The following is a 24,816-nucleotide window of genomic DNA, read 5'->3' on the forward strand; positions in this document are numbered from 1 at the left end:
GAAAATATTCGGCAAGCGAAATGTAATGAGGAGGAATAATGGATCGTCTACAGGAGATAGGGAAACTTCTCGTAAAGGGAAATAACGACTTTTTCGCTCTAATGACCATGGAGTTATCGAAGTATGGAATCACGCTTCCCCAGGCTGTGGTCCTTGGTACCATTAAGGACAAACCTATGACCATTGGAGAAATTAGTAAGACCATAGATCTATCCTATAGTACAGTATCAGGAATAGTAGATCGGTTAGAACGTAATGGACTTGTGATCCGTAAACGTGATCACCAGGACCGCCGCGTCGTATGGGTCTCCTTAACAGATCAAATGGAATGTTTAGAGAAGAAATGCCCTATATTTAATGAAGGTTTTTTTCTGAATTTTTTAGTAGGAGATTTGAGAGAAGTAGATTCCAAGCAGTTGGATTCTTTGTATGATTCGCTTCAATTGGTCAATCAACTCCTAGAAAAAAAACTCAAGAGTATTCAAGAAAAGAGAGGGAGTGAAGTGGTGTGAATTTATCTGAGTTCTCCATCCGTCGTCCAGTCACGGTTTGGATGATCCTCATCGCTATGATTATTTTTGGATTAATCTCCATTCCTAAGATGGCGGTTGATCTCTACCCGGAACTTAATGTACCGGTAGCAGTAGTCGTGACGAGCGTTGACGGAGGTACACCTGCCGAAGTAGAAAAACTGGTGACGAAACCAATAGAAGAAGCGTTAGGTTCCGTGGAGGGAGTCGATCAGATTTCTTCTAATTCGGTTGAGGGTGCCTCACAAGTTATTGTTCAATTTAAGTGGGGGAAAGATTTAGATCAAGCTACCTTAGATATGAGGGATAAAGTGGATCAAGTACGGGGAATGCTACCCGACTCTGCGAAAGCTCCATTGATCCTAAAGCTCGATCCCAATAGCCAACCTATTATCATTGTTGCCTTGAATGGGGACAAGGATTTAACAGAGTTAAAAGGCTATGCTGATGATGTCATTAAGCCTCGATTAGAAAGGGTAGGAGGAGTGGCATCTCTTTCTGTGACAGGGGGAAGAGATCGAGTGGTGGATGTGCAACTTGATCCTGCCAAGTTACAAACCTACGGTATTACGCTTGATCAGGTACGAATGGCCTTATCTGCAACCAATCTTTCCGGAGCCTCTGGTTCAGTAAGGCAAGGGGACAGTAAACTTAATATTCGAGTTCAGGGAGAATTTGCGCAGATTGCTGACTTTGGACTTACTCCCATCCCTGTTGCTGGTGGAAGCATCTTATTAAAGGACATTGCAACGATCGAAGATACATACAAGCAAATGACACAAAAGGGTTACTTTAATGGTGAACCCACTCTTGGTTTAATGGTAACTAAGGCGTCAGGAGGTAATACGGTATCCATAGCCAAGGATGTCATTGAGGAGATAGAAAACCTGAAGGCCAATCTACCATCAGGTATGAACCTTACGGTCGTAATGGATAACTCCAAGTATATCAGCGACTCTATTTTTACTGTGGCGGAGCATGCGTTATTAGGGGGCGGTTTTGCCGTTCTCATTCTATATCTGTTCCTAAATAGTGTTCGATCTACACTTGTTGTATCCATTGTCTTACCTATTTCTGTTATTGCTACATTCTCTCTCATGTATTTTACAGGACAGACCATTAACTTAATCTCCTTGAGTGGTTTGTTACTAGGTTTGGGTTCCTTAGTAGACTTTGCCGTTGTCATTCTTGAAAATATATTTAGGCAACGTCAACAAGGAAAGAGTATGCTGCAAGCAGCAAAAGAGGGGTCTAAGCAGGTAGGGAATGCGGTTATGGCCTCTGCATTAGCTCAGATTGTAGTATTCCTTCCTATCATTTTTGTAGAAGGCTTAGCAGCAGAGCTATTTGGTCCGCTTGCGTTAACCGTTATTTTCTCCCACATAGCAGCTCTTGTTGTTTCTATTATGCTTGTTCCTATGCTGAGTTCTCGTATGTTAAAGAAAATACCGGATGAGCACGTCTATCGAAGTGGTACATATCGTGGCATAAACATAGCGGTCTGGTTTAATATCGGATTTGAAAAGTTAGTGGATATTTATTCTAAACTACTTCGTTGGTCTTTAAGCCACCGCAAATCTGTACTATCCCTAACGATTGCGATGTTTATTGGTGCAGGGGCATTGGTTCCTATGGTTGGGATGGAATTTATTCCAAAGATGGACCAAGGAATGCTCACGATAACGGCAAAATTACCTCCAGGTACGCTTATAGACGAGACCGAAAAGGTATCAAAGCAAATCGAAAAAGTCGTAATGGATGTACCAGAATTTGATATGTTATTCAGCTCAGTCGGTGGCGGAGCTTCAGGTCCCATTGGCGGTGCGGCTTCAAGTAATAAACTTGAAATGTATATGTTCCTCGTAGATTTAGCACAGAGAGAGCGCTCTTCAGAAGAAGTAGTCAACGAGCTTAGAGGAAACCTGAGTTCCATTGCTGGGGTAGAAATCGTAGTTAAAGAAATGTCTGGAATGGACACGGGTGCACCAATCCAAGTCAGTCTTCGTGGTGATGATTTGGCCGTGTTGGAAGACATAAGCCAAATTATTGCGGGTGAAATCAGAGAGGTTCAAGGTGCTGTCAATGTAGAAACCTCTCTGGATGCTAAACAACAGGAATTCCAGGTTCGTGTTGATCCACAGCTAGCGAGCTTGTACGGATTGAATACTTCACAAATTCTGGGTGTGGTACGCACAGCCTTCGATGGGCAAAAAGCGACAACCTATCGCACAGGGGAAGACGAAATCGACGTAAGAATTAAGCTTCCAGCCGAATACACAGAAGATATTGGTTACTTAGAGCGCCTTCGCATTACCACCCCAGGAGGGGCGAATATACCTTTGACTTCGGTAGCTACGCTGATTAAAGAAGATGTTCCACAAACGATTAAGCGTGCGAATCAGACAAAAGAGGTACAGATTTCCGGTGATATTTTTGGTCGTGACTTGGGCTCCATTATGAGGGACGTGCAGGCAAAGATAGACCAAATTCAACTTCCTGAAGGTTACTTTGTTCAAGTTGGAGGGCAGAGTGAGGATATGGCAGAATCCTTCACTAGCTTGGGCTTAGCGATGCTTCTTTCCATTGTCCTCGTTTATATGGTCATGGCTGCTCAGTTTGAGTCTCTTTTAAGCCCATTTATCATCATGTTCTCGATTCCTCCTACCTTTATTGGGGTCGTAGCGGGTCTTCTTATCATGGATACCCCTCTTAGTGTCATGGCGTTAATCGGTTATATCTTACTCATTGGTATCGTTGTGAACAACGCAATCGTGTTAATTGATTTCGTAGATCAATTAAGAGGAGAAGGAGTAGAGCGAAACGAGGCGATTTTAAAAGCTGGACCTATTCGTTTGCGTCCTATTCTGATGACAACCCTATCTACGATCTTGGCGATTTTGCCATTAGCCTTCGGGGGAGGATCGGGGAATGAAGGTCAGGCGCCGATGGCCATCGTCGTAGCCTTTGGGTTAAGTTTTTCAACAGTGATTACTTTAATCCTCATTCCTGTCGTCTATACGTTATTTGATGATATGAAACAAAAGCTGAAGAACCGCAAAACAAAGAAAACAAGTCCGGAACCAAGTGTTCAGGCTTAGAAGGGAAGGAATAGATGAAGACAAACCGATATATTTTGATCTCAATACTAGCTTTCTCCGTGACCTTATCAGCTTGTACAAAAGCTGAGCCTGTCATACAATCGGCAGAAGAACAAGTTGTTCCGGTTCAAGTAGAAAAGGTATCGGAGGGAACGATTGAGGAACGAGCATCCATTACGGGAAAACTATCCCCAGATGAAGCCGTGGACGTGTCACCTAAAGTCTCTGGTAAAATCCAGAAGATTAACGTTTCTCTTGGACAGTTTGTTCAACAAGGAGAGGTTCTGTTCACCTTAGATCAAACGGATCTTGCCAACAGCGTAAAACAGGCAGAAGCCGCTTATCGATTAAGCTTAGCCAATCTAAAACAAGCAGAAAGCGGTGCTGTACAAGGAATTGACCAGGCCGAGTCTTCGGTGATTCAATATCAAAATGCCATTACTCAAGCACAGAATGCAGTGACACAGCAAGAGCAGGCTCTACAGGATGCGACTATGGCTGAGCAACGTACAAGACAGTTGCATACGGCAGGAGCAGTACCCAACTCGGAGCTAGAGAGAGTCGAAACGGCATTGAAAAATGCACAGATAGGCTTAGCAAATGCACAGACCTCTTTGGAAAACGCGAAGTTGTCTTATGATAACGCAAAGAAAAATCTTGAGCATGCTAAAAATAAAAATGGTGTTCAAGTGACTAAAGCATCTGTTGATCAAGCACGAGTTGCTTTAGAAAATGCGCAAAGCCAATTGGTTAACGCAACCGTAACGGCTCCTATTACAGGTATCGTTTCCATCGTTCACGGTTCAACGGGACAGATCGTCGGGCCGCAATCCCCTGTAGTCAGTATGGCCCGTATGGATCCGGTTAAGGTGAAAACGAATGTTTCGGAACAGGAATTAACTCAAATTCAAGTAGGAAGTAATGTGAACGTAGAAATACCAACCTTAAATAAACAGTTAGAAGCAAAAGTGACAGCCGTCAGCCCCATTATGAATAATGATGTAAAAGCCTATCCGGTTGAGATTAGCATCCCTAATTCGAACCTGGAATTGAAAGCGGACATGGTCGTACACGTTCGTTTTGGTTCCGGTAGCGGTGAAAAATTAACCCTTATCCCACGTAAAGCGTTGGTTGAGGAACAAGGAAAGAGATTTGTTTATAAGTTAGAGGAAAACAAAGCAATGAAAGTGGAAGTCACGACAGGAACAGAAACAAGCGAACAAGTGGAAATCAAAGAAGGTCTCCATGCTGGAGATCAAGTGGTCGTAAAAGGCCAAACCCTTTTAGTTGATGGTGTAAAAGTGGATGTTCAGGAAAATACCCAATAAGTCATCGTTGCTTATATTTAAAGGACTTCTTTTCGAAGAAGTCCATTTTTGTTTTATAAATATGTAAAAAAGATGAATTACTGGTGATGAAGGGTTTTAATATGCTATATTTATAGAGTAAATTGATGGAATACATGTATATAATTTGATATTGTTAAAAGTTTTATATGAAAGCATTACTTATGCCAATCCGTTTTAATGTTGGCCTTAAGGAGTATAATTGTGATAAGTTATATGATCATTAATGCAGCCCTTTTTTTGTCTATGGTATTTATCATTCATTATTATATTTGTAAGGAACCTGTTTTCAGAGATTCTCCACTAAAATCGAGAGTAGTTCTTGGCTTTAGTTTTGGATTTGTGAGTGTCGTTCTCATGTTTTTCCGCTTTCAGCTAGAGAGTGGATTAGTAGACCTTAGGCACCTTCCTATTTTATTAGCTGCTTTCTATGGGGGATGGGCTTCCGCTTTTCCTGCTTGGATCTTAGCGTCTATGGGAAGATTCTCTTTGACCGAACCACTTGGTGATTACTCTATACCCATCTTGATTCTCGGGCTGGATGCCCTCATTGGGGTCATTCTTCCGCCCCTGATAAGGTCTTACCGTTTCAGCTGGTACATTACGCTGGTTGCTACTGTGTTGATTTTGCTTTTCATCCTTCCAGACGTTTTAACGATCCATCGTTTTGATTTTTGGATTGTTTACGCTGGTGCTGCGTTCCTAGGAGGAGCTGTTGCTTTTCATCTTATTGAATCCTTGCGAGGGTCACAGCAAACCCTGATGAAGCTTAAGAAGTCTCAAGAGGATATGGAGAAGACCGTTCACGATTTACATGAAGCGAAGGAACAGCTTGAATCTTATATTACTCATAATGCAGATGGAATTGTGATTCTAGATCGTGATGAACGAATTATAAAAATCAATCCCGCTTTTGAGAAAATGTCAGGATGGAGGGCAGGGGAAGTGTTGGGGAGGAAGACCCTTCCATGGATTCCTGCTGAATATCAAGAAGAGGCTTCCCGGTTTCGCAGACAGACGAAGACCAATGGATCCGTCATTGGATATGAAGCCGTCCGATTGCGAAAGAATGGGGAGCCATTTCACGTGAGTATATCTGTCTCCACAATATATGACCGGAACGGCCACGTTATTGGATTTTCAGGTGTGTATAGAGATATTACAGAACAAAAGAAAACCGACGAGTTCTTGCGAAATACAGAAAAATTATCTCTTGTTGGAGAGCTGGCAGCAGGAATCGCACATGAATTAAGGAACCCTCTGACTACATTAAAGGGTTTCATCCATTTGATTAAGAAGGATAATCCTTCTTCTTATCTTGGTATTATGGATGATGAATTGGATCGGATCGAAGCTATTACGAATGAATTATTATATTTGGCAAAACCGCTAGCAGCGGAGAGAAAGACGGTCCCTATCAGGGAGATACTAGAACAGGTCACACTTCTGCTTACTCCTCAAGCCATACTTCATAATATCCAACTGGAGGCAGAGATCGATGAAGAACTTCCTATGATTACATGTAATGTAAACCAGATCAAACAGGTCTTCATTAATCTTATGAAAAATGCGATCGAAGCCATGCCGAGCGGAGGAGTGATTAGGCTGAGAGTGCAATCCCAGGGGGAAGCATTCGTTTTAGTTTCCGTAATAGATAACGGCATGGGAATTCCCGAAGAGCGAATGGAAAAACTAGGTCAGCCATTCTATAGTTTAAAGGAAAAAGGAACGGGTTTGGGTCTTACGATTTGTAAAAAGATTGTACAAGAGCATAATGGGGATCTCTCGTTTGAAAGTGAGATGGGAAAAGGGACGACGGTTTATGTGGTATTACCATATTGCAACGATGGTTCTGTAAATATCTCAAAAGCGAGCAACCCTCCTTTGTTGCAATATTCAAAGTGAAACATACAAATTTGATGAGCAATTAAAAGAACCCAGTATACTACTACTAGGTTCTTTTTTCTACCCCTCCCTTGAAAAAAAAGGACTTCCCACAAAATTGAGAAGTCCTTTTTGAATACAATGGAAGAATTTCTGATAATAATAAATCTATGATATTAGTGTACTAATTGTAAAAGCAACTCTTCGCTTAGGCCGAGCGTCTGCGCAGTTGATGCATGAATTTCTTCGATGAGTTCTGGTTTTGTCATAAGCGACACACCATAAGAAGGAATCATTTCCTTCAATTTTGGTTCCCATGCATTGATATGTTGTGGGAAGCACTTTTTCATTACTTCAAGCATGACAGAAACAGCGGTAGACGCGCCCGGAGAAGCACCAAGCAATGCAGCTATTGAGCCATCAGCAGCACTAATCACTTCCGTACCAAATTGAAGAGTTCCTTTGCCACCTGCTTCAGTATCCTTAATAACTTGGACACGTTGGCCCGCTATGACTAAATCCCAATCCTCAATTCTGGCGTCCGGGATAAACTCACGTAACTCTTCCATGCGCTGTTCTTTTGATAACATAACTTGTTGTATCAGGTATTTAGTCAGTGACATCTCTTTTGCCCCTGCAGCCAACATGGTTAAGACATTATCGGGTTTGACGGAAGTTACTAAATCGAACATGGAACCAGATTTTAGAAACTTCGGTGAGAAACCGGCAAATGGGCCAAATAGTAAGGTCTTTTTATTGTCAATATATCTTGTGTCCAAATGCGGGACAGACATAGGTGGTGCCCCAACTTTCGCTTTACCGTATACTTTTGCGTGATGCTGTTCTATCACTTCTGGATTATTACACGCCATAAATATTCCGCTTACCGGGAATCCTCCAATATGTTTACCTTCAGGGATACCGGATTTTTGAAGCAAGTGCAGGCTTCCACCCCCGCCTCCGATAAAGACGAACTTGGCACGATGATGTTCAACAGTACCGTTATCGAGATTTCGTACTTTTAATTCCCATAATCCATCGCTAGTACGTTTAATATCATTGACACTATGATTGTAGTGGATGCCTACGTTTTTACTCTTTAAGTGGTCAACTAACATACGGGTTAAAGCGCCAAAGTTGACATCCGTTCCAGAGTCGATTTTTGTTGCAGCTATAGGTTCATTGGATGGGCGGTCCTTCATCATTAATGGGATCCACTCTATCAATTTGGCCGGGTCATCGGAAAATTCCATCCCCTTAAACAAAGGATTGCTAGATAGAGCTTCAAATCGCTTCTTTAAAAAGTTGACATCTTGTTCCCCATGTACAAAGCTGATATGAGGTAATGGCATGATAAAGTCCTGCGGATTACGAATCAGATTGCTGTTTACAAGATAGGACCAAAACTGCATGGAAACTTGAAATTGTTCATTAATTTTGATAGCTTTGCTAATATCTATGGATCCGTCCGGTTTTTCGGCGGTGTAGTTAAGCTCACACAGTGCAGCATGTCCCGTTCCAGCATTGTTCCACTCGTTAGAGCTTTCTTCTCCTGCGTTTGCGAGCTTCTCAAACACTGTAATTCTCCAGTCCGGTACTAATTCCTTCAGAAGTGTTCCCAAAGTCGCACTCATAATTCCGGCACCAATTAAGATGACGTCTGTTTTAGTTTGTCTGTTAGTCATTTTAACCATCCTTATATCCTAAGATTTACAGAAAGGATGTAGGCGCTCCTGCTTAGGCGTGACAGTAAGCTAGGGTGGTCAAACACCTTTTCTGGATCAATAATAACCCTATCATAGTGTATCATTATTGTTGATATTTTTGAATATAGTATATCATTATTGTTATATTTATAGATATAGTGTATCACTATATTTAGCTCAAATTCATCTATTATTATATAGTAGTTATAAGGGATTTAAAAGCTTGTAAAATATGTGAAGTTTGTGCATAAGGTAGCAATACTTACGAATAAAATATTATTCAAAACATATTGAAAAGTTAGAAAAGTTTTTGTATAATAACTGTAGTAATGAAACGTGAATATAATTCCGAAAATAGGGTTCGGAAGTATCTACCAGGGACCGTAAATCTCCTGACTATGATGGTAAGCTTTCTTTCATAGTCAGGGGTTTTTTCATTGTCTTCTTTCTTATTTATTAGTAAGGGGGATGTGTAGTTTGAGATTATTAATTAAAAACGCCGAAATTGTAACCATGAATGCAAAAGAGGAAATCATTCACGGGGATATCCTCATTGAGGAGGATCGTATCGTTGATATTGGAGAAATAACGGACGTTCAAGCAGATAAAGTCATCGATGCAAGTCGCCGAACAGTAGTGCCGGGATTTATCCAAACCCATATTCATTTATGCCAAACATTGTTTCGGGGTCAAGCAGATGATCTTGAGCTACTGGACTGGCTAAAAAAACGAATCTGGCCGCTCGAGGCTTCTCACGATGCAGAATCGAGCTATTATTCCGCTATGCTTGGCGCGGGTGAATTGATACAAAGTGGAACAACTTCCATTGTGGATATGGAAACCGTACATTACGCCGATGAAGCTTTCCAAGCTATGGCACAGAGCGGGATTCGAGTGATGTCGGGTAAGGTAATGATGGATAAGGGAGATGAAGTCCCTCTAAGGTTAAGGGAGAAAACGACGGAGTCGATCCAAGCTAGTGTGGATCTATTAGAGAAATGGCACAACTATGATAATGGTAGAATCCAATATGCGTTCTGTCCACGCTTTGTTGTTTCCTGTACAGAGGAACTGCTTGTAGAAGTAAGGGAATTGTCCGAAAAATATAATGTTCGAGTGCATACTCATGCCTCGGAAAATCGTGGAGAAATTGAACTGGTTGAAAGAGAAAGGGGCATGCGCAATGTCGTGTACCTTGATCATATCGGGTTAGCTAATCACCGCTTGATCTTGGCGCATTGCATTTGGCTCAATGAGGAAGAAAAGCGAATTATTCGGGAACGAGGAGTGAAAGTGAGCCATTGTCCAGGATCGAATTTGAAGCTTGCTTCTGGGATTTCTGATGTACCAGGACTATTAAGTGGAGAAGCTTTTGTCAGTTTGGGGGCTGATGGGGCACCTTGCAACAATAACTTGGATATGTTCAACGAAATGCGTTTAGCAGCCATCATCCATAAGCCGCATTGTGGACCTACTGCCATGGATGCCAAAACTGTCTTTCGTATGGCGACAATCGGAGGCGCTAAGGCGATGGGACTTGATCATGAAATCGGAAGTCTTGAGGTAGGGAAGAAGGCGGATTTGGCGATTCTTAACCTAAATGGCTTCCATATGTATCCCTCTTTTGGAGTGGATACCATCTCAAGGATTGTTTATTCTGCCACACGAGCAGATGTAGAAACGACAATTATCAATGGACAGGTGGCAATGGAGAACCGAGTCATGAAGACGATGGATGAATCGATAGTACTAAAGGAAAGCAACAAGGCCATTAAGCGGTTATTAGCCAAATTGCCTCATGTATTCTAAGTAAGCAACAGTGAGCGAGCTTATCAAAATTAAATACGGCGGATGAAAATTGTGTGAGAGACTGGACGGATTAGAACCAGCACCGAAGGAGCAAGTCCTAAAAAACCTTAGGACGTAACTCTCAGGTAAAAGGATCGCAATGGGACGCACCTCTGGAGAGAGCGATAAGCCACCAAAGGGGTAGACTCTTGAATCAAGAGTTAAACTCTCAGGTAAAAGGACAGAGGAAAGGTAGAATATTTACTTACCTTTCCCCTGTCTTTTTTGTTGGGGAAAGGACTAAATCTAGGGAGGTACAGAACGAATGAGCTTATCCATCCATGACCAGGAAATTTTTGAGGCGATTGAAAAGGAACGTAAGAGGCAAAGCAGAACAATTGAGTTAATTGCTTCGGAAAACTTTGTTAGCACGGATGTTATGGAAGCGATGGGTACAGTTTTAACCAACAAATATGCTGAGGGGTATCCGGGTAAACGGTATTATGGCGGATGTGAGCATGTGGATATCGTGGAAAATCTCGCCATTGATAGGTTAAAAAGGCTATTCGGTGCAGCGTATGCTAATGTTCAACCACATTCCGGCGCCCAAGCGAATCTGGCCGTATTTTTTGCCTTACTGCAGCCGGGTGATAAGATTATGGGAATGAATCTCTCCCATGGCGGACACTTAACACACGGAAGCCCAGTCAGCATCTCAGGGAAATGGTTTGATGTCGTTTCCTATGGTGTGAATAAGGAAACGCATTTCATTGATTACGATGAAGTGGAAGAGCTTGCCCTTCAATCTCGTCCGAAAATGATTATTGCCGGGGCGAGCGCCTATCCTAGGATGATAGACTTCAATCGATTTAGAAAAATTGCGGATAAAGTTGGGGCCTACCTGATGGTAGATATGGCTCATATCGCGGGTTTAGTGGCTGCAGGGCTGCATCCCTCTCCCCTTCCTCATGCTCATGTCGTGACCAGCACAACACATAAGACGTTGCGCGGGCCAAGGGGAGGGGTCATACTAACGAATGACGTGGAAATGTCTAAAGCCATAAACAAATCCATTTTTCCTGGGATTCAAGGTGGACCGCTCATGCATGTGATTGCAGCGAAAGCGGTGTGTTTTAAAGAAGCGCTAGATTCTGATTTCCATGAATATGTGGCTCAAGTGGTTGCGAATGCCTCCGTTCTGTCTAAAACACTGAAAGAAGAGGGGGCGGTACTCGTTTCCGGAGGGACAGATAATCATCTGGTCCTGGTAGATGTAAGAACATGGGGACTGACTGGCAAGGAAGCTGAGCGTCTGTTGGAACAAGCGGGCATCACGGTCAATAAGAATACCATTCCCTTTGATCCAGCAAGCCCGTTTGTTACTAGTGGGATACGAATTGGAACGGCTGCGGTTACGAGTCGGGGCATGAAAACGGAGGAAATGGCTGAAATTGGGCTATCTATTGTATCCGTACTTAAAAGCAAAGGTTCGGAAGAGGTAGTAAACCGTGTCAGAGACAATATGCAGCATATATGCGAATCCTTTCCGCTTTACCGGGCTGGTTTGTGACCAAGTGGGTTTTGTTAAAGTGCCTTAAAACCATATTGCTTATATGCAATATGGTTTTTATTATATAGTGGAGTCTTTTCGTAAAATCTTGACTATATTTTGAAATGCTCCTAACATAGAGATGTGTTTTAATTTTCTAAGTTATAGATAAAGGCTGGAATTAGGGAGAGAGAGAAATGCGAGTTTACTTCATTTTAATGATGTGTGGAGTGTTTTTGGTAAACTATTTTTTGCGAATAGAATGGCTTGAATATCTTGTTGTGGCTATGGTTTTTGCGGCATTTGCCAGCAGTTCACTGATAGCAAAGGGATTTCCACGATTACTTGGTCTCGGTATGATGGCCACGGGAGTATTTTTGGAATTTTATAAGGGGTCGGGAATAGAGGGGGTTAGTCAAGGATTATTATTAGTTCTCCCTTTACTCTGTCTTATTGTTCTAGCCCCGCTTATAGCCCTTCCCCTCCGGGTAGGTGGGTATTTTGCAGCTATTGATAGCTTGTTACGGAATCTGCTTCACCATCCAAAGAAATTCTTTGCAGGTATTACGGGGACCATGTTTATTCTCTCTCCTGTACTTAATTTAGGCTCTGTGCGGATTATTAATGAGTTCCTGAAAGATCTTAAATTGCCTTCGACTGTTTCTGCAAAAAGTTATCTTGTGGGGTTTTCTAGCTCACCAATGTGGTCACCTTACTTTGCTTCTGTATCCCTAGTACTCTATTATTTACACATTCCTGTGGGGGATTATATCGTATACGGTTTTTGTTTTTCCCTTCTTTCCTTACTCATAGGCAATGTTTTATTTGTAGTTTGGGAGAGGGGCCATCCCTTAATAACCGAATCTAGCGCTGATGCGCCCCTTGAGCGAAAACACCGTAATCAGTTAGTGCAGCTTGTGTTTTTCGTATTTACTTTAATGAGTGTATCCTTGTTAATTGAGTCGATCACCCATTGGTCTATGTTGGTTATCGTTAGTTTGATTTCGATTATTTTTCCTTTCTTGTGGGCTTTATTGTTTAAGGGATGGACTCGATTGTTGCCCCAGCTAAAAAGTTATCGAAGTGAAACAGTCCCCATGATGAGCAACGAAATTATGCTTTTTACAAGCGCTGGGCTATTAGGTCACGCTGTACAGGGGACAGATTTCGCCGATGGGATCGGTCATTTTTTAAACAACATGGCTCAATATTCATTTTTTATGTTTGCTCTGACTGTTATGATCATCGTTATTGTCTTTACGTATATTGGGTTACATCAATTAGCTGTAGTTTCAGCATTGGCTATGCAATTGAATGCTCAATCATTAGAGATCAACAATTTAGCTCTTGCTATGTTGCTATTACTCGCTTGGTCGACTTCAACAGTCCTAAGCCCGTTTTCTGGATTAAATTTAATGGTTAGCAGAATATCAGGGATATCAGGGTTTCAAGTGGGATTTAGATCTAATGGTTTACATGTATCCATTGTTGCGATTATAGGTATCGTCTTTATATCTTTTTTACGATAGTAAACCGACACACGCTGTGTCGGTTTTTTCATTAAGCGAGTAAGATGTGACAATATCTTGACATTAACTTTAATAAGTATTATATTTTGTTTAGATATAGTTTAGTTATTAAAATATTTGGAGGTTCTCATTGAATCAGTTTGAACAGTTGCTCATCGCATTAAAACAGGTCCATGAAAGCTTTGTTGATATTATCCAATCAAATGATGACAGTGGACTGACCCACGCAAATATGTTTCTGTTATTTATGATACATGGTCAAGGGAGCATTAAGACAACGGATATTTCAAAGTACTTCGATATTACGCCAGGGGCAGCGACGGCGATTGCTGATAAGCTAGAGAGCCTTGGACTTATTGCGCGTGAACGAGATAAAAAGGACAGAAGAGTTGTGGTCATTTCTCTAACCGATCAGGGAAAAGAATTTTTGCAGAGGAAGAGGAATAAGAATGTAAAGTTATTCGAAGAAATTCTGAAGGACTTTACATATGAGGAGATTACCTCGGTTATTTCTTCACTTCAGAAAATTACCCAAGCCATTGCTATTTATAAAGGATCAAAATAATGAGGTAAGTAAGAAGAGGGGGGAATACCTTGGAACATCTGGAAATGCGTAAGAAAATCATCATTATGGCTGCGGTTATGTCGGCTATGTTTTTCTCTGCTCTTAATATGACGATTGTAGGGACTTCCTTACCCAAGATTGTGGCCGAAATTGGCGGGATGGACTACTTCAACTGGGTCTTTACCATTTATGCTCTCACATCGAGCATAACGGCGGCCCTTGTAGGTAAATTATCAGATATTTACGGCCGGAAAATATTTATCCTATCTGGGATTGGTATCTTCATGGTGGGCGGTTTGTTGAGCGGTTTTTCTGGTTCAATCTATGAACTGATTGCTTATCGCGGGATACAAGGGTTGGGTGGTGGTATGATTATGTCCACTGCGTTTACTACGGTTGGCGATTTGTTTTCTCCACGGGAGAGAGGTCGTTGGCAAGGGATGATGGGTGGTGTGTTTGGTCTGTCCAGCTTATTCGGCCCCACTCTCGGTGGATATATCGTTGATCATCTAGATTGGTCATGGGTGTTTTGGGTATTCTTACCGATCGGTTTCGTGGCTTTCTCTATGATTCTGAAGCTCTATCCTCAAGCTGTACGAAAAGATAAAGAAAAAGTAGATTATATAGGATCCTTATTACTGTCAATGGTGATATTAACTTTATTATTAGGGTTTAGCTGGGCGGGAACAGAATATGCATGGACATCTATTGAAATCATGAGTTTATTTGGAGTTTCACTAATCTCCTTGATTTTGTTTATCTATGTTGAACGGCGGGTGGCTAGTCCGGTTGTTCCACTTGAATTGTTTAAAAACAGGGTGGTTACCATATCCATCATCGTATCTTTCTTTGCTGGAATGGGAATGTTTGGGGTGATTATGTATGCTCCCTTTTACGTACAAGGAGTATTAGGTGAATCAGCCACAACCTCAGGACTCGTGGAGATGGTCATGACGATTTCCATGGTGACATTTAGTGCGATTGCAGGTCAATGGATTACGCGGACAGGGAAATATAAGATGCTGGGCTTAATTGGTTTTTCTATTATGGCGATGGGAATGTTCTTGAACTCGACTCTAACATCGGATGCTGCATTGCCCACCATGATTTTTAACCTTATTATCACAGGAATTGGACTTGGAATGACCATGCCGATCTTTACGCTCACTGTACAAAATGCCGTGGATCATAAATATTTAGGCGTTGCGACAGCAACTGCTCAATTGTTCAGGCAAACAGGAGCAACGATTGGCGTTGCCATTATGGGGTATGTGATGAGTTCAAGAATGTCGGAAAGGCTCGCAGAATCCAACCTTCCCATCCTGCCAGAGGGAGTGTTAGGGGATATTAACCTTGATAATCCCCAGATCCTTATGAACCATGAGGCTGTTACGCAAATGAAAGCAGACCTTCCTGCACAAGTGCAACCCATGTTAGATCAACTCATCTTATCCTTAAAGGATGCACTTAACTATTCTTTAACACAAGTCTTTCTTTTAAGCACTTTCGTTGTCCTGGCCGCGCTGTTCTTTAATCTTTTCTTAAAAGAAATTCCACTTCGGACTTCCAATGTTGATTCAAAAAAAGTGAATGAGAAGGTCGAAAATATTGTATAACGCATTGAGCAACAGCGGGGTCTACGGGACCCTGCTGTTTTGTGTTTTGTTTAGTAGGCTTGAGCTTCTTGCCATAGCTTAGCATGCTCTAGGACCAGGTTCATCCATTCTCGCAGCGCTGGTGAAATGACTTTTGATTTATGATAGGTCATATGCATGGATACAGCTGGTATGGGGTCCTTCCAGTCCAATTCACTAAGTTTGTTTTCTCTAAGCTCACTTTCAATTGTAAACTTAGGAAGATAGGAGATTCCTAGACCGGAAATGACACAGCTTTTTATGGCCTCAATATTCCAAAAATCACCAGACTGATGTTCGAGAATGTTGTGACTCTTCAAATATTGTTCGAAGGACATTCGATAGCTAGAACCAGGCTCCGTATGGAGTATCATTTCCTTCTGCAGGTCGTGAGCGTCTATCCCTTTTGTTCCTATTAATCGGTGATCGTTAGGGGCGATTAATACCATTTTCTCTAATGCAAGGGTTTCTAGTATGAGATCGGTTGATGGCACCTCGGGACCGAGTAGAAAACTCATGTCTAATTTTCCTTCTCGAACATCATTGCGAAGCTCAGAGCAAAATCCAGGTCGAAGAATTAACTTCACTTGGGGAAATCTCTGACGGTAGGATTGAATAATGGGTGGTAGACGATAGGCAGCAAGCGATTCTGTCGCACCAATAACAAGGGTTCCAGAGGGTTCCTTACTATCTCTGACTAACTCTTTCGCGTAATCATGTAATCGTTGAATTTCTTGAGCGACGGGAAGCAACTTTTCTCCGGCTTCGGTTAAGACAACCTTTTTTCCTAGACGGTCAAAAAGCTTCACTCCCAGCTCCTCTTCAAGGGCTTGGATCTGAGCGGTTACACTGGATTGCGCATATCCTAGCCATTCTGCGGTACGGGTGAACCCCCGAATCTCTGCTAGTGTTAAAAAAGTATGAAGCTGCCTAAACTCCATCTCTATTCCCCCTCAAGACGGCGATATTAAACATTATAGGTAATATTTATTGGGTTTACAATCGTTAGATTAAGAGGAAAAATTATTGTACGATAGTAAAAAATGACTCACTGGAGAGATATTGATGAGGAATCTGATCAAGCTTAAACTGCAGCACCGAATTACTTTACTTAACGTATTCCTCGTTCTGCTCATTGTCGTTTTAACAAGTGCTTTATTTTTTTACGCCACTTCTCATTCCATCGAGCAGCAAGTGGGGAAGCGGGCCCTTCATCTAGCCCAATATGTGGCAACGATGCCTGAGATTCATGAAGCTTTTAAAACGTCCGAACCATGGATTGCCATTCAACCCACAGTAGAAAGAATTAGATTAGAAACTGATGCTGAATTTATTGTGGTAGGTAACGAGCACGGGGTACGTTATTCCCACCCCTTACCAGAAAGAATCGGTAAAGAGATGGTGGGAGGGGATAATGAAAGGGCTTTAGTTTATGGCGAATCTTACATCTCTAAGGCAATAGGATCTCTAGGACCTTCCTTGCGGGGTAAGGTTCCTATTAAAGATGACAGCGGGAAGATCATAGGTGTTGTATCGGTAGGCTTTCTGCTGGAGGATATTGAGGATACAATTGAATTCCTAGGCTGGCGTATTTTAGGGATAGCTGTTCTTGGAATTTTAATTGGTGTTTTAGGCTCTGTTTATCTGGCGCGAAGTATTAAGAATTCTATGTTCGGCTTAGAGCCGGAGGAGATTTCTTCTCTATATAAGGAAAGAGATGCGGTTATTCAATCGGTAAGGGAAGGGATCATTGTAGTGAATCGAAAAGGACAAGTCTCGATGGCGAACCAAGCGGCTTATGATATTCTCTCTCTTCCCAACGAAGATCTGATCGGTAAGCCGGTTCTAGAGGTGATCCCTCACAGCACGATTTTAGAAGTTCTTCATACAGGAGAGGAGCAGCTCGATCGACAAATGATCGTAAGAGGGAATGTCATTATTGCGAATCGATTACCAGTAAAATCCGGAGACAAGGTCATTGGTGTGGTATCGAGTTTCCGGCTGAAGTCGGAAATAGATCAGTTAACGGAGGAACTTTCACAAGTGACGCGATATGCGGAAGCGTTAAGGGCTCAAACCCATGAGTTTAATAATTTGCTTTACACCCTATCTGGTCTCTTACAATTGGAATCCTATGATCAAGCGCTTGAGCTCATTCATAAAGAAACCGCTGACCATCAGGATATCGTTCATTTTATTATGAGTAAGCTTCAAGACCCTTGGCTTGGGGGAATTATGTTAGGATTTTATAATCGGGCAAAAGAACTCAAGGTTCAATTTCTTCTAGACCGAGAGAGCAGTCTGAAGAAATTGCCCCATCATATCGACAGCAGTGCCATCGTGTCCATTATAGGGAATTTAATTACGAACGCGTTTGAATCTGTAGAGAAAAACCCAGAGGATAATAGGTTAGTTAGATTATTCGTCACGGATATTGGAGATGATCTCTTGTTTGAGATTGAAGATTCAGGTCCTGGGATCCATGATGAATGGCTTACCCTTATTTTTAAGCGAGGTTTTTCTACCAAGGAAGGCGAAAATCGAGGAATTGGACTAGCCCGAGTGAAAGAATTAGTTGATGAATTAGATGGAACGATTGCTATTGAACGAGGAGATATAGGCGGAGCCCTCTTCATCATAGCTATTCCTAAGGAGAGGAGTGAAATGTATGAGTAAGCCCATCGAAGTATTAATTGTTGAGGATGATATCCGTATAGCTGAGATTCATCGAAGGTTTACAGAAAAGGTCGAGGGCTTTTCTGTTATTGCTACGGCAACGACAGGAGAACAGGCTAGGGAGTGGCTGGAAGTCGTAGGACCCCAGCTTGTTTTGCTTGATGTCTATTTGCCTGATATGAGAGGAATTGATCTCGTACCTGTTATCCGGCAAAACTTTCAACATACCGATGTCATTATGATTACAGCCGCTTCTGAAGTAGAGGTCGTGCGCAAAGCTCTCCATGGAGGGGTATTCGATTATATTGTAAAACCACTAACCTTCGACCGATTCCGAGCTAGCTTAGAAAAGTATCGCTCTCATCTCCAACGTCTTGAAGAAACGGAAACACTGTCAGCCCAGCAGATCGAGGAATTATGGAAAAAGGAACAATCTTTATCCTTCCAAGAAGAAGAGGAAGAGGATATTCCAAAAGGGATCGACCCATTGACTCTGGATCGGATTCTTAGGTTTGTAGCCCAGATGGAAGACAAGGGGATGACAGCGGAGATGCTGAGTAAGGAATCAGGAGTAAGTCGTTCAACGGCGCGACGGTACTTGGAGTATTTAATTTCCCAAAAGAAGATTTATGCAGAGTTGATTTATGGAAATGTGGGCAGGCCAGAAAGAAGGTACTTTAGGAGCCATTCGTGATTTTTATGAACAAAATAAATTCAATGATGTTTATCCTCCTTATGGTCTAAAACTTCAAAAATAAATAGCATTCTGATAATTTTAAGACAGGTCAATCACCTGTCTTTTTTTCATAAAAATAAAAACGATTTCAGAGGGGGATATGGGAATGAAAAAGTTTGCTGCCCTATTTTTATCAAGTGTAATGGCTCTTAGTCTAGCAGCTTGTGGCGGTGGAGGAAATCAAGGAGCGTCAACTACACCAAGTGCACCAAGTGATAACTCAACGAAAACTGAAAAGGCTTCCAATTATCCAGAAAAACCGATTATCGTAGTAGCTCCATCTGGTGCTGGCGGTGGTTGGGATAAGACAGCTCGTTCCTTGACAAAGGTGCTTACGGAAACGAAGCTAATAGATAAAACCATGACGGTTGAAAATAAACCAGGCGGTGGTGGAGCCGTATTCATGGCAGAATATGCGACCCAGGACAAGAACAATCCCTACAAGTTGTTCGTTAACTCTCCACCTATCCTAATTAACAGTAATAAAAAAGAAGGAAATAGCCCTTTTGGATATCAAGATACGACTCCGTTGGCCCAGCTTACTCGTGATTATGGCGCCCTTGTCGTGAAAGCGGATTCGCCATTCCAGGATCTAAAGTCTGCATTGGATGCAATCAAGGCTGATCCTTCGAAAGTAACGGTTGCAGGTGGTTCTGCGCCTGGTTCTATGGATCACTTAATAGCGGTATTGCCTGCATTCGAATACGGAATCGATCCAAAAGCGGTGAAGTATGTCTCTTATGACGGTGGTGGGGAAGCGATGGCAGCCTTGCTAGGTGGAAATGCTGATCTGATTGCAACCGATGCTTCAAGTGTAGGGGAGTATCTAAAGGCTGGAAAAATTCGTGTACTAGCCGTTACTTCTAATGAGCGTTTGGGTGGAGATCTAAAAGATATCCCAACAACGAAAGAAGCGGGAGTAGAGGCTGAATTTACGATTTGGCGCGGAGTGTTCGGACCGAAGGAAATGCCGGAAGAAGCTTTAGCTTACTGGCAAGAAAAGTTAAAGGCATTGTCTGAGAACGAAGCTTGGAAAAAAGAATTAGAAGCTAACGGTTGGGCAAGTGAATACAAGAACAGCGAGGAATTCAAAACTTTCCTAGGTGAGCAGGATAAACAAATCAACGAATTATTAGCTGCGCTAGGTATGGCAAAGTAGGAATCAAACTGGGGGAGAGAGTATTCTCTTCCCTAGTCGTTTAAAAGGAGGGAACAGAAAATGAGCCAGTCGTTTGACCGCTATGCCAGTCTTGTTTTTTTCATTATTGGAGCAGCCTTTATATTCGAAAGCAGAAAGATTTCCGCAAGTGCTTATGGCAGCAGTGTTGGACCTGATATGTTTCCTATGGGATTAGGCATTATCCTTATTTTATTAAGTATCCGTCTTTTCTATGAAACTAGATTCTATTCACATGTGAAACCAAAAGGCGCAGCCTTAGATTATAAAAGATTTCTTATTATTCTTGTTTCAGCCATATTATATGGCTTACTTTTGGAACCGCTTGGATATGTCATTACGACGTTTGTTTTTTTAACGATTGGATTCCAGGTGATGGAAAAAGGCGGTTGGTGGAAAACCGTTGCGATTTCAGGTGGTTTCTCTTATGGCATCTATTATTTGTTTGTCGAAGTACTGGAAGGCTCGTTGCCGGGATTTCCCGTATGGTTTAACTAGGAGGTGATGAGTAGTGGAATCCTTACAGTTTCTTGCTAATGGGTTTGCAATAGCCCTGCAGTGGCATAATCTAGCTTTTGCTTTCTTCGGTGTATTGATCGGTACCGCCGTTGGGGTCTTGCCAGGAATCGGTCCTATGAGTGGTGTCGCTTTGCTTATTCCGGTAACTTCTACTTTGACTTCTGGATTAGATCCAAGCTCCGCAGCAACGAGTTCTATTATTCTGTTAGCTGGAGTATATTACGGTGCGATGTACGGTGGATCTACGACTTCTATTCTACTAAACACACCTGGTGAATCTTCCTCTGTGGTCACCGCTCTAGACGGTTATCAAATGGCAAAGCAAGGTCGGGCGGGGCAAGCTTTATCCATTGCGGCTATCGGATCTTTCTTTGCAGGGATTGTTTCCGTTGTAGGACTTGTTGCGCTAGCTGAACCCTTGTCCGATATTGCTCTTTCCTTCGGTCCGGCTGAGTACTTCTCCCTGATGATTCTGGGTTTGTGTGCGGTTAGCGGTCTGGCGGGGAAATCGATGACGAAGGCCTTAATCATGACAGTTTCAGGCCTTCTATTGGCCACGATTGGTATGGATAACGTATCAGGTGTAGCCAGGTTCACGTATAATACGCCTGTTCTATACTCCGGTTTAGAGTTTCTAACGATTGCTGTTGGTCTATTTGCCCTTGGGGAAGTGTTTAAAACCATTCTAGAAAAGGATACGGATACCGGCGCCATCGCCAAAGTGGGAAGAATTCTTCCGACAAAGCAAGATATGAAAGAAAGCGCGGTACCGATTGTTCGAGGCTCCTTCCTAGGCTTCTTTATTGGGCTCCTTCCTGGTGCAGGGGCGACATTAGCTTCCTTCTTCTCCTATATCATGGAGAAGAAATTAAGTAAGAATCCAAGCAAGTTCGGCCAAGGTGCCATTGCTGGGGTTGCGGCGCCTGAATCAGCGAACAACGCGGCATCTGGTGGGGCGATGATTCCATTATTAACATTAGGTATCCCTGGATCGGGAACAACAGCCATCCTGATGGGGGCCTTGATTATGTACAATATTCAGCCGGGTCCCCTTCTCTTCACGGACCACCCTCAAGTCGCTTGGGGTCTAATCGCGAGTATGTTTATTGGAAACTTAATGTTACTCGTACTTAATATGCCGTTGGTTAAGGTGTTTGCTAAAATTATTGAAACACCAGCGAAGTATCTACTACCGATTATTGTGTCCATTTCGATCTTTGGTGTCTATGCCGTTCAGTTTACCACGTTCGATTTAATGCTATTGATTGCGTGCGGTGTCGTAGGTTATTTTCTAACTAAAAACGATTTCCCTGTTGCTCCTCTTGTGTTGGGCCTAGTATTAGGGCCGATGATTGAGAATAACTTACGCCGCGCCCTGACGACTTCTAATGGGGATTTCATGATTTTCTTACAGAAGCCCATTTCTCTTCTATTTCTGGTCATTGCAGCGTTATGGATGTTAATTCCTATCTTCTTAAAAATGCGCGGGAAAAATGTAATTATTAATGAAGAGGCCTAGTAAAAAGGTAGAGATAAGACCCTCAAAGGGTCTTGTTTCATTTCTATTGTAGGAAAGAAGGAATAAAAAAGTGGAAATCTTTTTTCTTATACTCAAAAACATTATTTTTCCCATCTTCTTGTTGATTGGCTTGGGGGCCATTCTACACCGAATATTTAAATTTGATCTAAATACTCTTTCCAAATTGAATACGTTCTTTCTCTTGCCGGCGGTTTGCTTCGTAAATATATATCAAGGGGAGATCTCCGGGCAACTTATTACTCAAATTATCTTTTTTTGTATCGTTCTTAATGTCCTGCTCATTGTTGTAAGTTACCTTATTGCTAAGATCAATGGATTTGATCCTGGACTATCCGCAAGTTTTCGTAACAGCATGGTGTTGAGTAATTCCGGTAATTTTGGACTGCCCGTTAGTGAGCTTGTTTTTCATACCAATCCTCTCGGAATGTCAATTCAAGTCATCATATCCATTTTTCAGAATCTCCTTACATACACATATGGATTGTTCAATGCCGTATCAGCCAATGCGAAGGGTTCCAAGCTTATAAAAGAAATCGTCCGGCTTCCGGTGTTGTATGCTTTACTTCTTGCCGTTCTTTTTCGTTCGCTGGACATCGCTGTACCAGGACCAGTATGGAAAGCCGTTCAAAATACAGCAAATGCTTTTCTCGCTATAGCCTTGGTGACACTTGGGGCCCAAGTGGCTTATCTGAAAATCAAAAGGGTAAGTCGCTCCCTCCTATTTGCTATTCTCGGTAGGCTTGTTCTTTCTCCTATAGTAGCTCTATTTGTTATTATGGTCTTAGGCTGGGAGGGGACGATAGCCCAAGCCCTATTTATTGCAAGTTCGTTTCCTACTTCCCGCAATAGTGCTCTGATCGCATTGGAATACAACAACCACCCAGAGTTTGCCACGCAAGTAGTGTTGTTGACAACGATCCTAAGCAGCCTATCCGTGGCGGTGGTCGTCTATGCTTCAAGCCTATTGTTTTAAAAAGAGAAGGAGTTTCTTCTATGGAAGAGACCCCTTCTTTTTTTTGTTAAAATTGAAACACAATATGACTTAGCGTGCCATATTGGTAGCTGCGATGAAGTGTTTTAGGTATCTGATGTACTTTCCCGCTGCCCATACTATTAAAAAGAGGAACAAAATGTTCAGCTCTAGGTACAGCGAGCGGTGCATGTGGAGCTAGATTCTGGTAATGGGTTAAGGCCTCCACGTCTCTCTGTTGAACTTTTTCAATAAGCCAGTCATCAAACTCCATTGCCCAAGATTCTGGAGTATCCTGCCCCCAATGAATGGCACGAAGATTATGAACGGTCCCCCCGCTGCCAATCACCAAGATGTCTTCATCGTCAAGTCCCTGCAATGCTTCACCGATTTTCAGCTGTTGGTCGATCGGAAGAAATGGATTAACGGAAACTTGAACGATCGGAATATCTGCATCCGGGTAAAGCAAACGAAGGACGACCCAAGAACCATGATCAAGACCTCTTTTTACATCTCTTTTCGTAGTAATCCCTCTATTATTAAACCGTTCTTCTATTTTGGAGGCTATGGGTGTTGAGCCCTTGGCCGGATATTGAATGCTATACATCTCAGGTGGGAATCCGCCAAAGTCATAAATCGTTTCATAAGAGTCATCTCTATAAGATAGGGTCAGGACCTCACTTTCCCAATGGGCGGTGAAGATGACAATGGCTTGAGGGCGCAAGGCTTTCCCAAGTTCATTTAAGTACTGAGTATACTCATTGTTTTCAATAGCTAATGTAGGAGCTCCATGGCATATAAAGAGGGGTGAAATCATAACATATACCTCCCGAGGATTATCATTTTTAAAAGATACTTGACAATAGTAAGTGTATCACATTATTATACTTACATAAAGTTAGTTATGATCAAAAGTGAAGATAATAACAATTTTATTATGAGGAGAGATGAAGCTTATGTCTATTAAACTTGCGATTATTTATTACAGTTCGACAGGTACTAATCATCAGCTGGCCCAATGGGCTGCCGATGCTGCTAAGGCAACGGGTGCAGAAGTGAAAGTCCTAAAGGTTCCTGAATTGGCTCCGGAGGCTGCCATTGAAAGTAATCCAGCATGGAAAGCTCATATGGAGGCAACAGCAGATATAAATACTGTCTCTTTAGATGATTTAGAGTGGGCAGATGCGATTATATTTAGTGTTCCTACACGTTTTGGAAATCTACCTGCTCAGATGAAACAGTTTCTGGATACAACGGGTGGACTTTGGTTTCATGGGAAGCTGACAAATAAAGTGGTTAGCGCTATGTCTTCTGCGAGTAATGCTCATGGGGGACAAGAACAGACCATTCTTTCTCTCTATACAACGATGTACCATTGGGGCGCGATCGTTGTAGCTCCAGGGTACAGTGATCCATCTATCTTTGCTGCAGGAGGTAACCCTTACGGAACGAGCGTCACGGTGAATCAAGAAGGCAAGATGATCGAAGATGTACGTGGTGCGGTTGAGCATCAAGCAAAACGAGTGGTTACAGTAGCCGAGTGGGTTAAGAAAGGTATGAAATAAGAGA

At 42.3% G+C, this 24,816-nt stretch carries 19 protein-coding genes and 3 riboswitches; of the genes, 16 read left to right on the top strand and 3 right to left on the bottom strand.

Annotation, left to right across the window (positions count from 1 at the left end; genetic code table 11):
- Positions 1 to 38 precede the first annotated feature (38 nt).
- The 4 genes from EIZ39_RS06060 to EIZ39_RS06075 all read left to right on the top strand — a co-directional run bounded on the left by EIZ39_RS06060 (position 39) and on the right by EIZ39_RS06075 (position 6,879).
- Entirely contained in the window at positions 39 to 512 is a 474-nt protein-coding gene (locus tag EIZ39_RS06060; protein WP_129198499.1) for a MarR family transcriptional regulator, read from the top strand.
- Positions 509 to 3,628 (top strand): efflux RND transporter permease subunit, encoded by a 3,120-nt coding sequence (locus tag EIZ39_RS06065; RefSeq protein WP_129198501.1) that lies wholly within the window; start codon positions 509 to 511, stop codon positions 3,626 to 3,628. The genes EIZ39_RS06060 and EIZ39_RS06065 overlap by 4 nt, the downstream gene beginning before the upstream one ends.
- Positions 3,629 to 3,642: 14 nt before the next feature.
- Positions 3,643 to 4,956, top strand: a complete 1,314-nt coding sequence (locus EIZ39_RS06070; RefSeq protein WP_129198503.1) for an efflux RND transporter periplasmic adaptor subunit — start codon at positions 3,643 to 3,645, stop codon at positions 4,954 to 4,956.
- Positions 4,957 to 5,178: 222 nt separating this feature from the next.
- Positions 5,179 to 6,879, top strand: a complete 1,701-nt coding sequence (locus EIZ39_RS06075) for an ATP-binding protein (protein WP_164984929.1) — start codon at positions 5,179 to 5,181, stop codon at positions 6,877 to 6,879.
- A 155-nt stretch (positions 6,880 to 7,034) separates the two neighbouring features.
- Here the strand turns inward: EIZ39_RS06075 and EIZ39_RS06080 are convergent, their stop codons facing one another.
- Positions 7,035 to 8,543, bottom strand: coding sequence for a malate:quinone oxidoreductase (locus EIZ39_RS06080; protein WP_129198507.1), 1,509 nt, complete (start codon positions 8,541 to 8,543; stop codon positions 7,035 to 7,037).
- A gap of 339 nt (positions 8,544 to 8,882) precedes the next feature.
- Positions 8,883 to 8,983, top strand: a riboswitch (purine riboswitch).
- Between the two features lie 58 nt (positions 8,984 to 9,041).
- On the opposite strand from EIZ39_RS06080, the gene EIZ39_RS06085 reads away from it, so the two are divergent.
- The 5 genes from EIZ39_RS06085 to EIZ39_RS06105 all read left to right on the top strand — a co-directional run bounded on the left by EIZ39_RS06085 (position 9,042) and on the right by EIZ39_RS06105 (position 15,611).
- A complete protein-coding gene (locus EIZ39_RS06085) occupies positions 9,042 to 10,373 on the top strand; it encodes a 5'-deoxyadenosine deaminase (RefSeq protein WP_255433877.1) in 1,332 nt (443 codons plus the stop codon).
- Positions 10,374 to 10,415: 42 nt separating this feature from the next.
- Positions 10,416 to 10,520, top strand: a riboswitch (glycine riboswitch).
- A 2-nt stretch (positions 10,521 to 10,522) separates the two neighbouring features.
- Positions 10,523 to 10,600, top strand: a riboswitch (glycine riboswitch).
- 77 nt (positions 10,601 to 10,677) lie between these two features.
- Positions 10,678 to 11,922, top strand: a complete 1,245-nt coding sequence (gene glyA, locus EIZ39_RS06090; RefSeq protein WP_129198512.1) for a serine hydroxymethyltransferase — start codon at positions 10,678 to 10,680, stop codon at positions 11,920 to 11,922.
- Between the two features lie 176 nt (positions 11,923 to 12,098).
- Positions 12,099 to 13,430: a hypothetical protein gene (locus EIZ39_RS06095; RefSeq protein ID WP_129198514.1), complete on the top strand. Its 1,332-nt coding sequence runs from the start codon at positions 12,099 to 12,101 to the stop codon at positions 13,428 to 13,430.
- Between the two features lie 130 nt (positions 13,431 to 13,560).
- Positions 13,561 to 13,995, top strand: a complete 435-nt coding sequence (locus tag EIZ39_RS06100) for a MarR family winged helix-turn-helix transcriptional regulator (RefSeq protein ID WP_129198516.1) — start codon at positions 13,561 to 13,563, stop codon at positions 13,993 to 13,995.
- 29 nt (positions 13,996 to 14,024) lie between these two features.
- On the top strand, positions 14,025 to 15,611 hold the full coding sequence (locus EIZ39_RS06105; protein ID WP_129198518.1) for an MDR family MFS transporter: 1,587 nt from the start codon (positions 14,025 to 14,027) through the stop codon (positions 15,609 to 15,611).
- Positions 15,612 to 15,661: 50 nt separating this feature from the next.
- Here the strand turns inward: EIZ39_RS06105 and EIZ39_RS06110 are convergent, their stop codons facing one another.
- The gene (locus tag EIZ39_RS06110; protein ID WP_129198520.1) at positions 15,662 to 16,570 is read right to left on the bottom strand and encodes a LysR family transcriptional regulator; all 909 of its coding nucleotides are present in this window, start codon (positions 16,568 to 16,570) and stop codon (positions 15,662 to 15,664) included.
- 121 nt (positions 16,571 to 16,691) lie between these two features.
- Here EIZ39_RS06110 and EIZ39_RS06115 point away from each other — a divergent pair, with 121 nt between their 5' ends.
- The 6 genes from EIZ39_RS06115 (at position 16,692) to EIZ39_RS06140 (ending at position 23,250) form a co-directional block, all read left to right on the top strand.
- Complete coding sequence (locus EIZ39_RS06115) at positions 16,692 to 18,305, top strand: ATP-binding protein (protein WP_483296013.1); 1,614 nt, start codon at positions 16,692 to 16,694, stop codon at positions 18,303 to 18,305.
- Entirely contained in the window at positions 18,298 to 18,999 is a 702-nt protein-coding gene (locus tag EIZ39_RS06120; RefSeq protein ID WP_129198524.1) for a response regulator, read from the top strand. The genes EIZ39_RS06115 and EIZ39_RS06120 overlap by 8 nt, the downstream gene beginning before the upstream one ends.
- A gap of 142 nt (positions 19,000 to 19,141) precedes the next feature.
- A complete protein-coding gene (locus EIZ39_RS06125) occupies positions 19,142 to 20,200 on the top strand; it encodes a Bug family tripartite tricarboxylate transporter substrate binding protein (protein WP_129198526.1) in 1,059 nt (352 codons plus the stop codon).
- A gap of 60 nt (positions 20,201 to 20,260) precedes the next feature.
- Positions 20,261 to 20,716, top strand: a complete 456-nt coding sequence (locus EIZ39_RS06130; protein ID WP_129198528.1) for a tripartite tricarboxylate transporter TctB family protein — start codon at positions 20,261 to 20,263, stop codon at positions 20,714 to 20,716.
- A gap of 13 nt (positions 20,717 to 20,729) precedes the next feature.
- The gene (locus EIZ39_RS06135; protein WP_129198530.1) at positions 20,730 to 22,256 is read left to right on the top strand and encodes a tripartite tricarboxylate transporter permease; all 1,527 of its coding nucleotides are present in this window, start codon (positions 20,730 to 20,732) and stop codon (positions 22,254 to 22,256) included.
- A 70-nt stretch (positions 22,257 to 22,326) separates the two neighbouring features.
- Positions 22,327 to 23,250, top strand: a complete 924-nt coding sequence (locus EIZ39_RS06140; RefSeq protein WP_129198532.1) for an AEC family transporter — start codon at positions 22,327 to 22,329, stop codon at positions 23,248 to 23,250.
- A 46-nt stretch (positions 23,251 to 23,296) separates the two neighbouring features.
- On the opposite strand, the gene EIZ39_RS06145 is transcribed toward EIZ39_RS06140, so the two are convergent.
- A complete protein-coding gene (locus EIZ39_RS06145; RefSeq protein ID WP_129198534.1) occupies positions 23,297 to 24,064 on the bottom strand; it encodes a DODA-type extradiol aromatic ring-opening family dioxygenase in 768 nt (255 codons plus the stop codon).
- 130 nt (positions 24,065 to 24,194) lie between these two features.
- Between EIZ39_RS06145 and wrbA the strand changes: the two genes are divergently transcribed.
- Positions 24,195 to 24,812 (top strand): NAD(P)H:quinone oxidoreductase, encoded by a 618-nt coding sequence (gene wrbA, locus EIZ39_RS06150; protein ID WP_129198536.1) that lies wholly within the window; start codon positions 24,195 to 24,197, stop codon positions 24,810 to 24,812.
- Positions 24,813 to 24,816: the final 4 nt, after the last annotated feature.

The sequence above is a fragment of the Ammoniphilus sp. CFH 90114 genome (genome assembly GCF_004123195.1).
Lineage (GTDB): Bacteria > Bacillota > Bacilli > Aneurinibacillales > RAOX-1 > YIM-78166.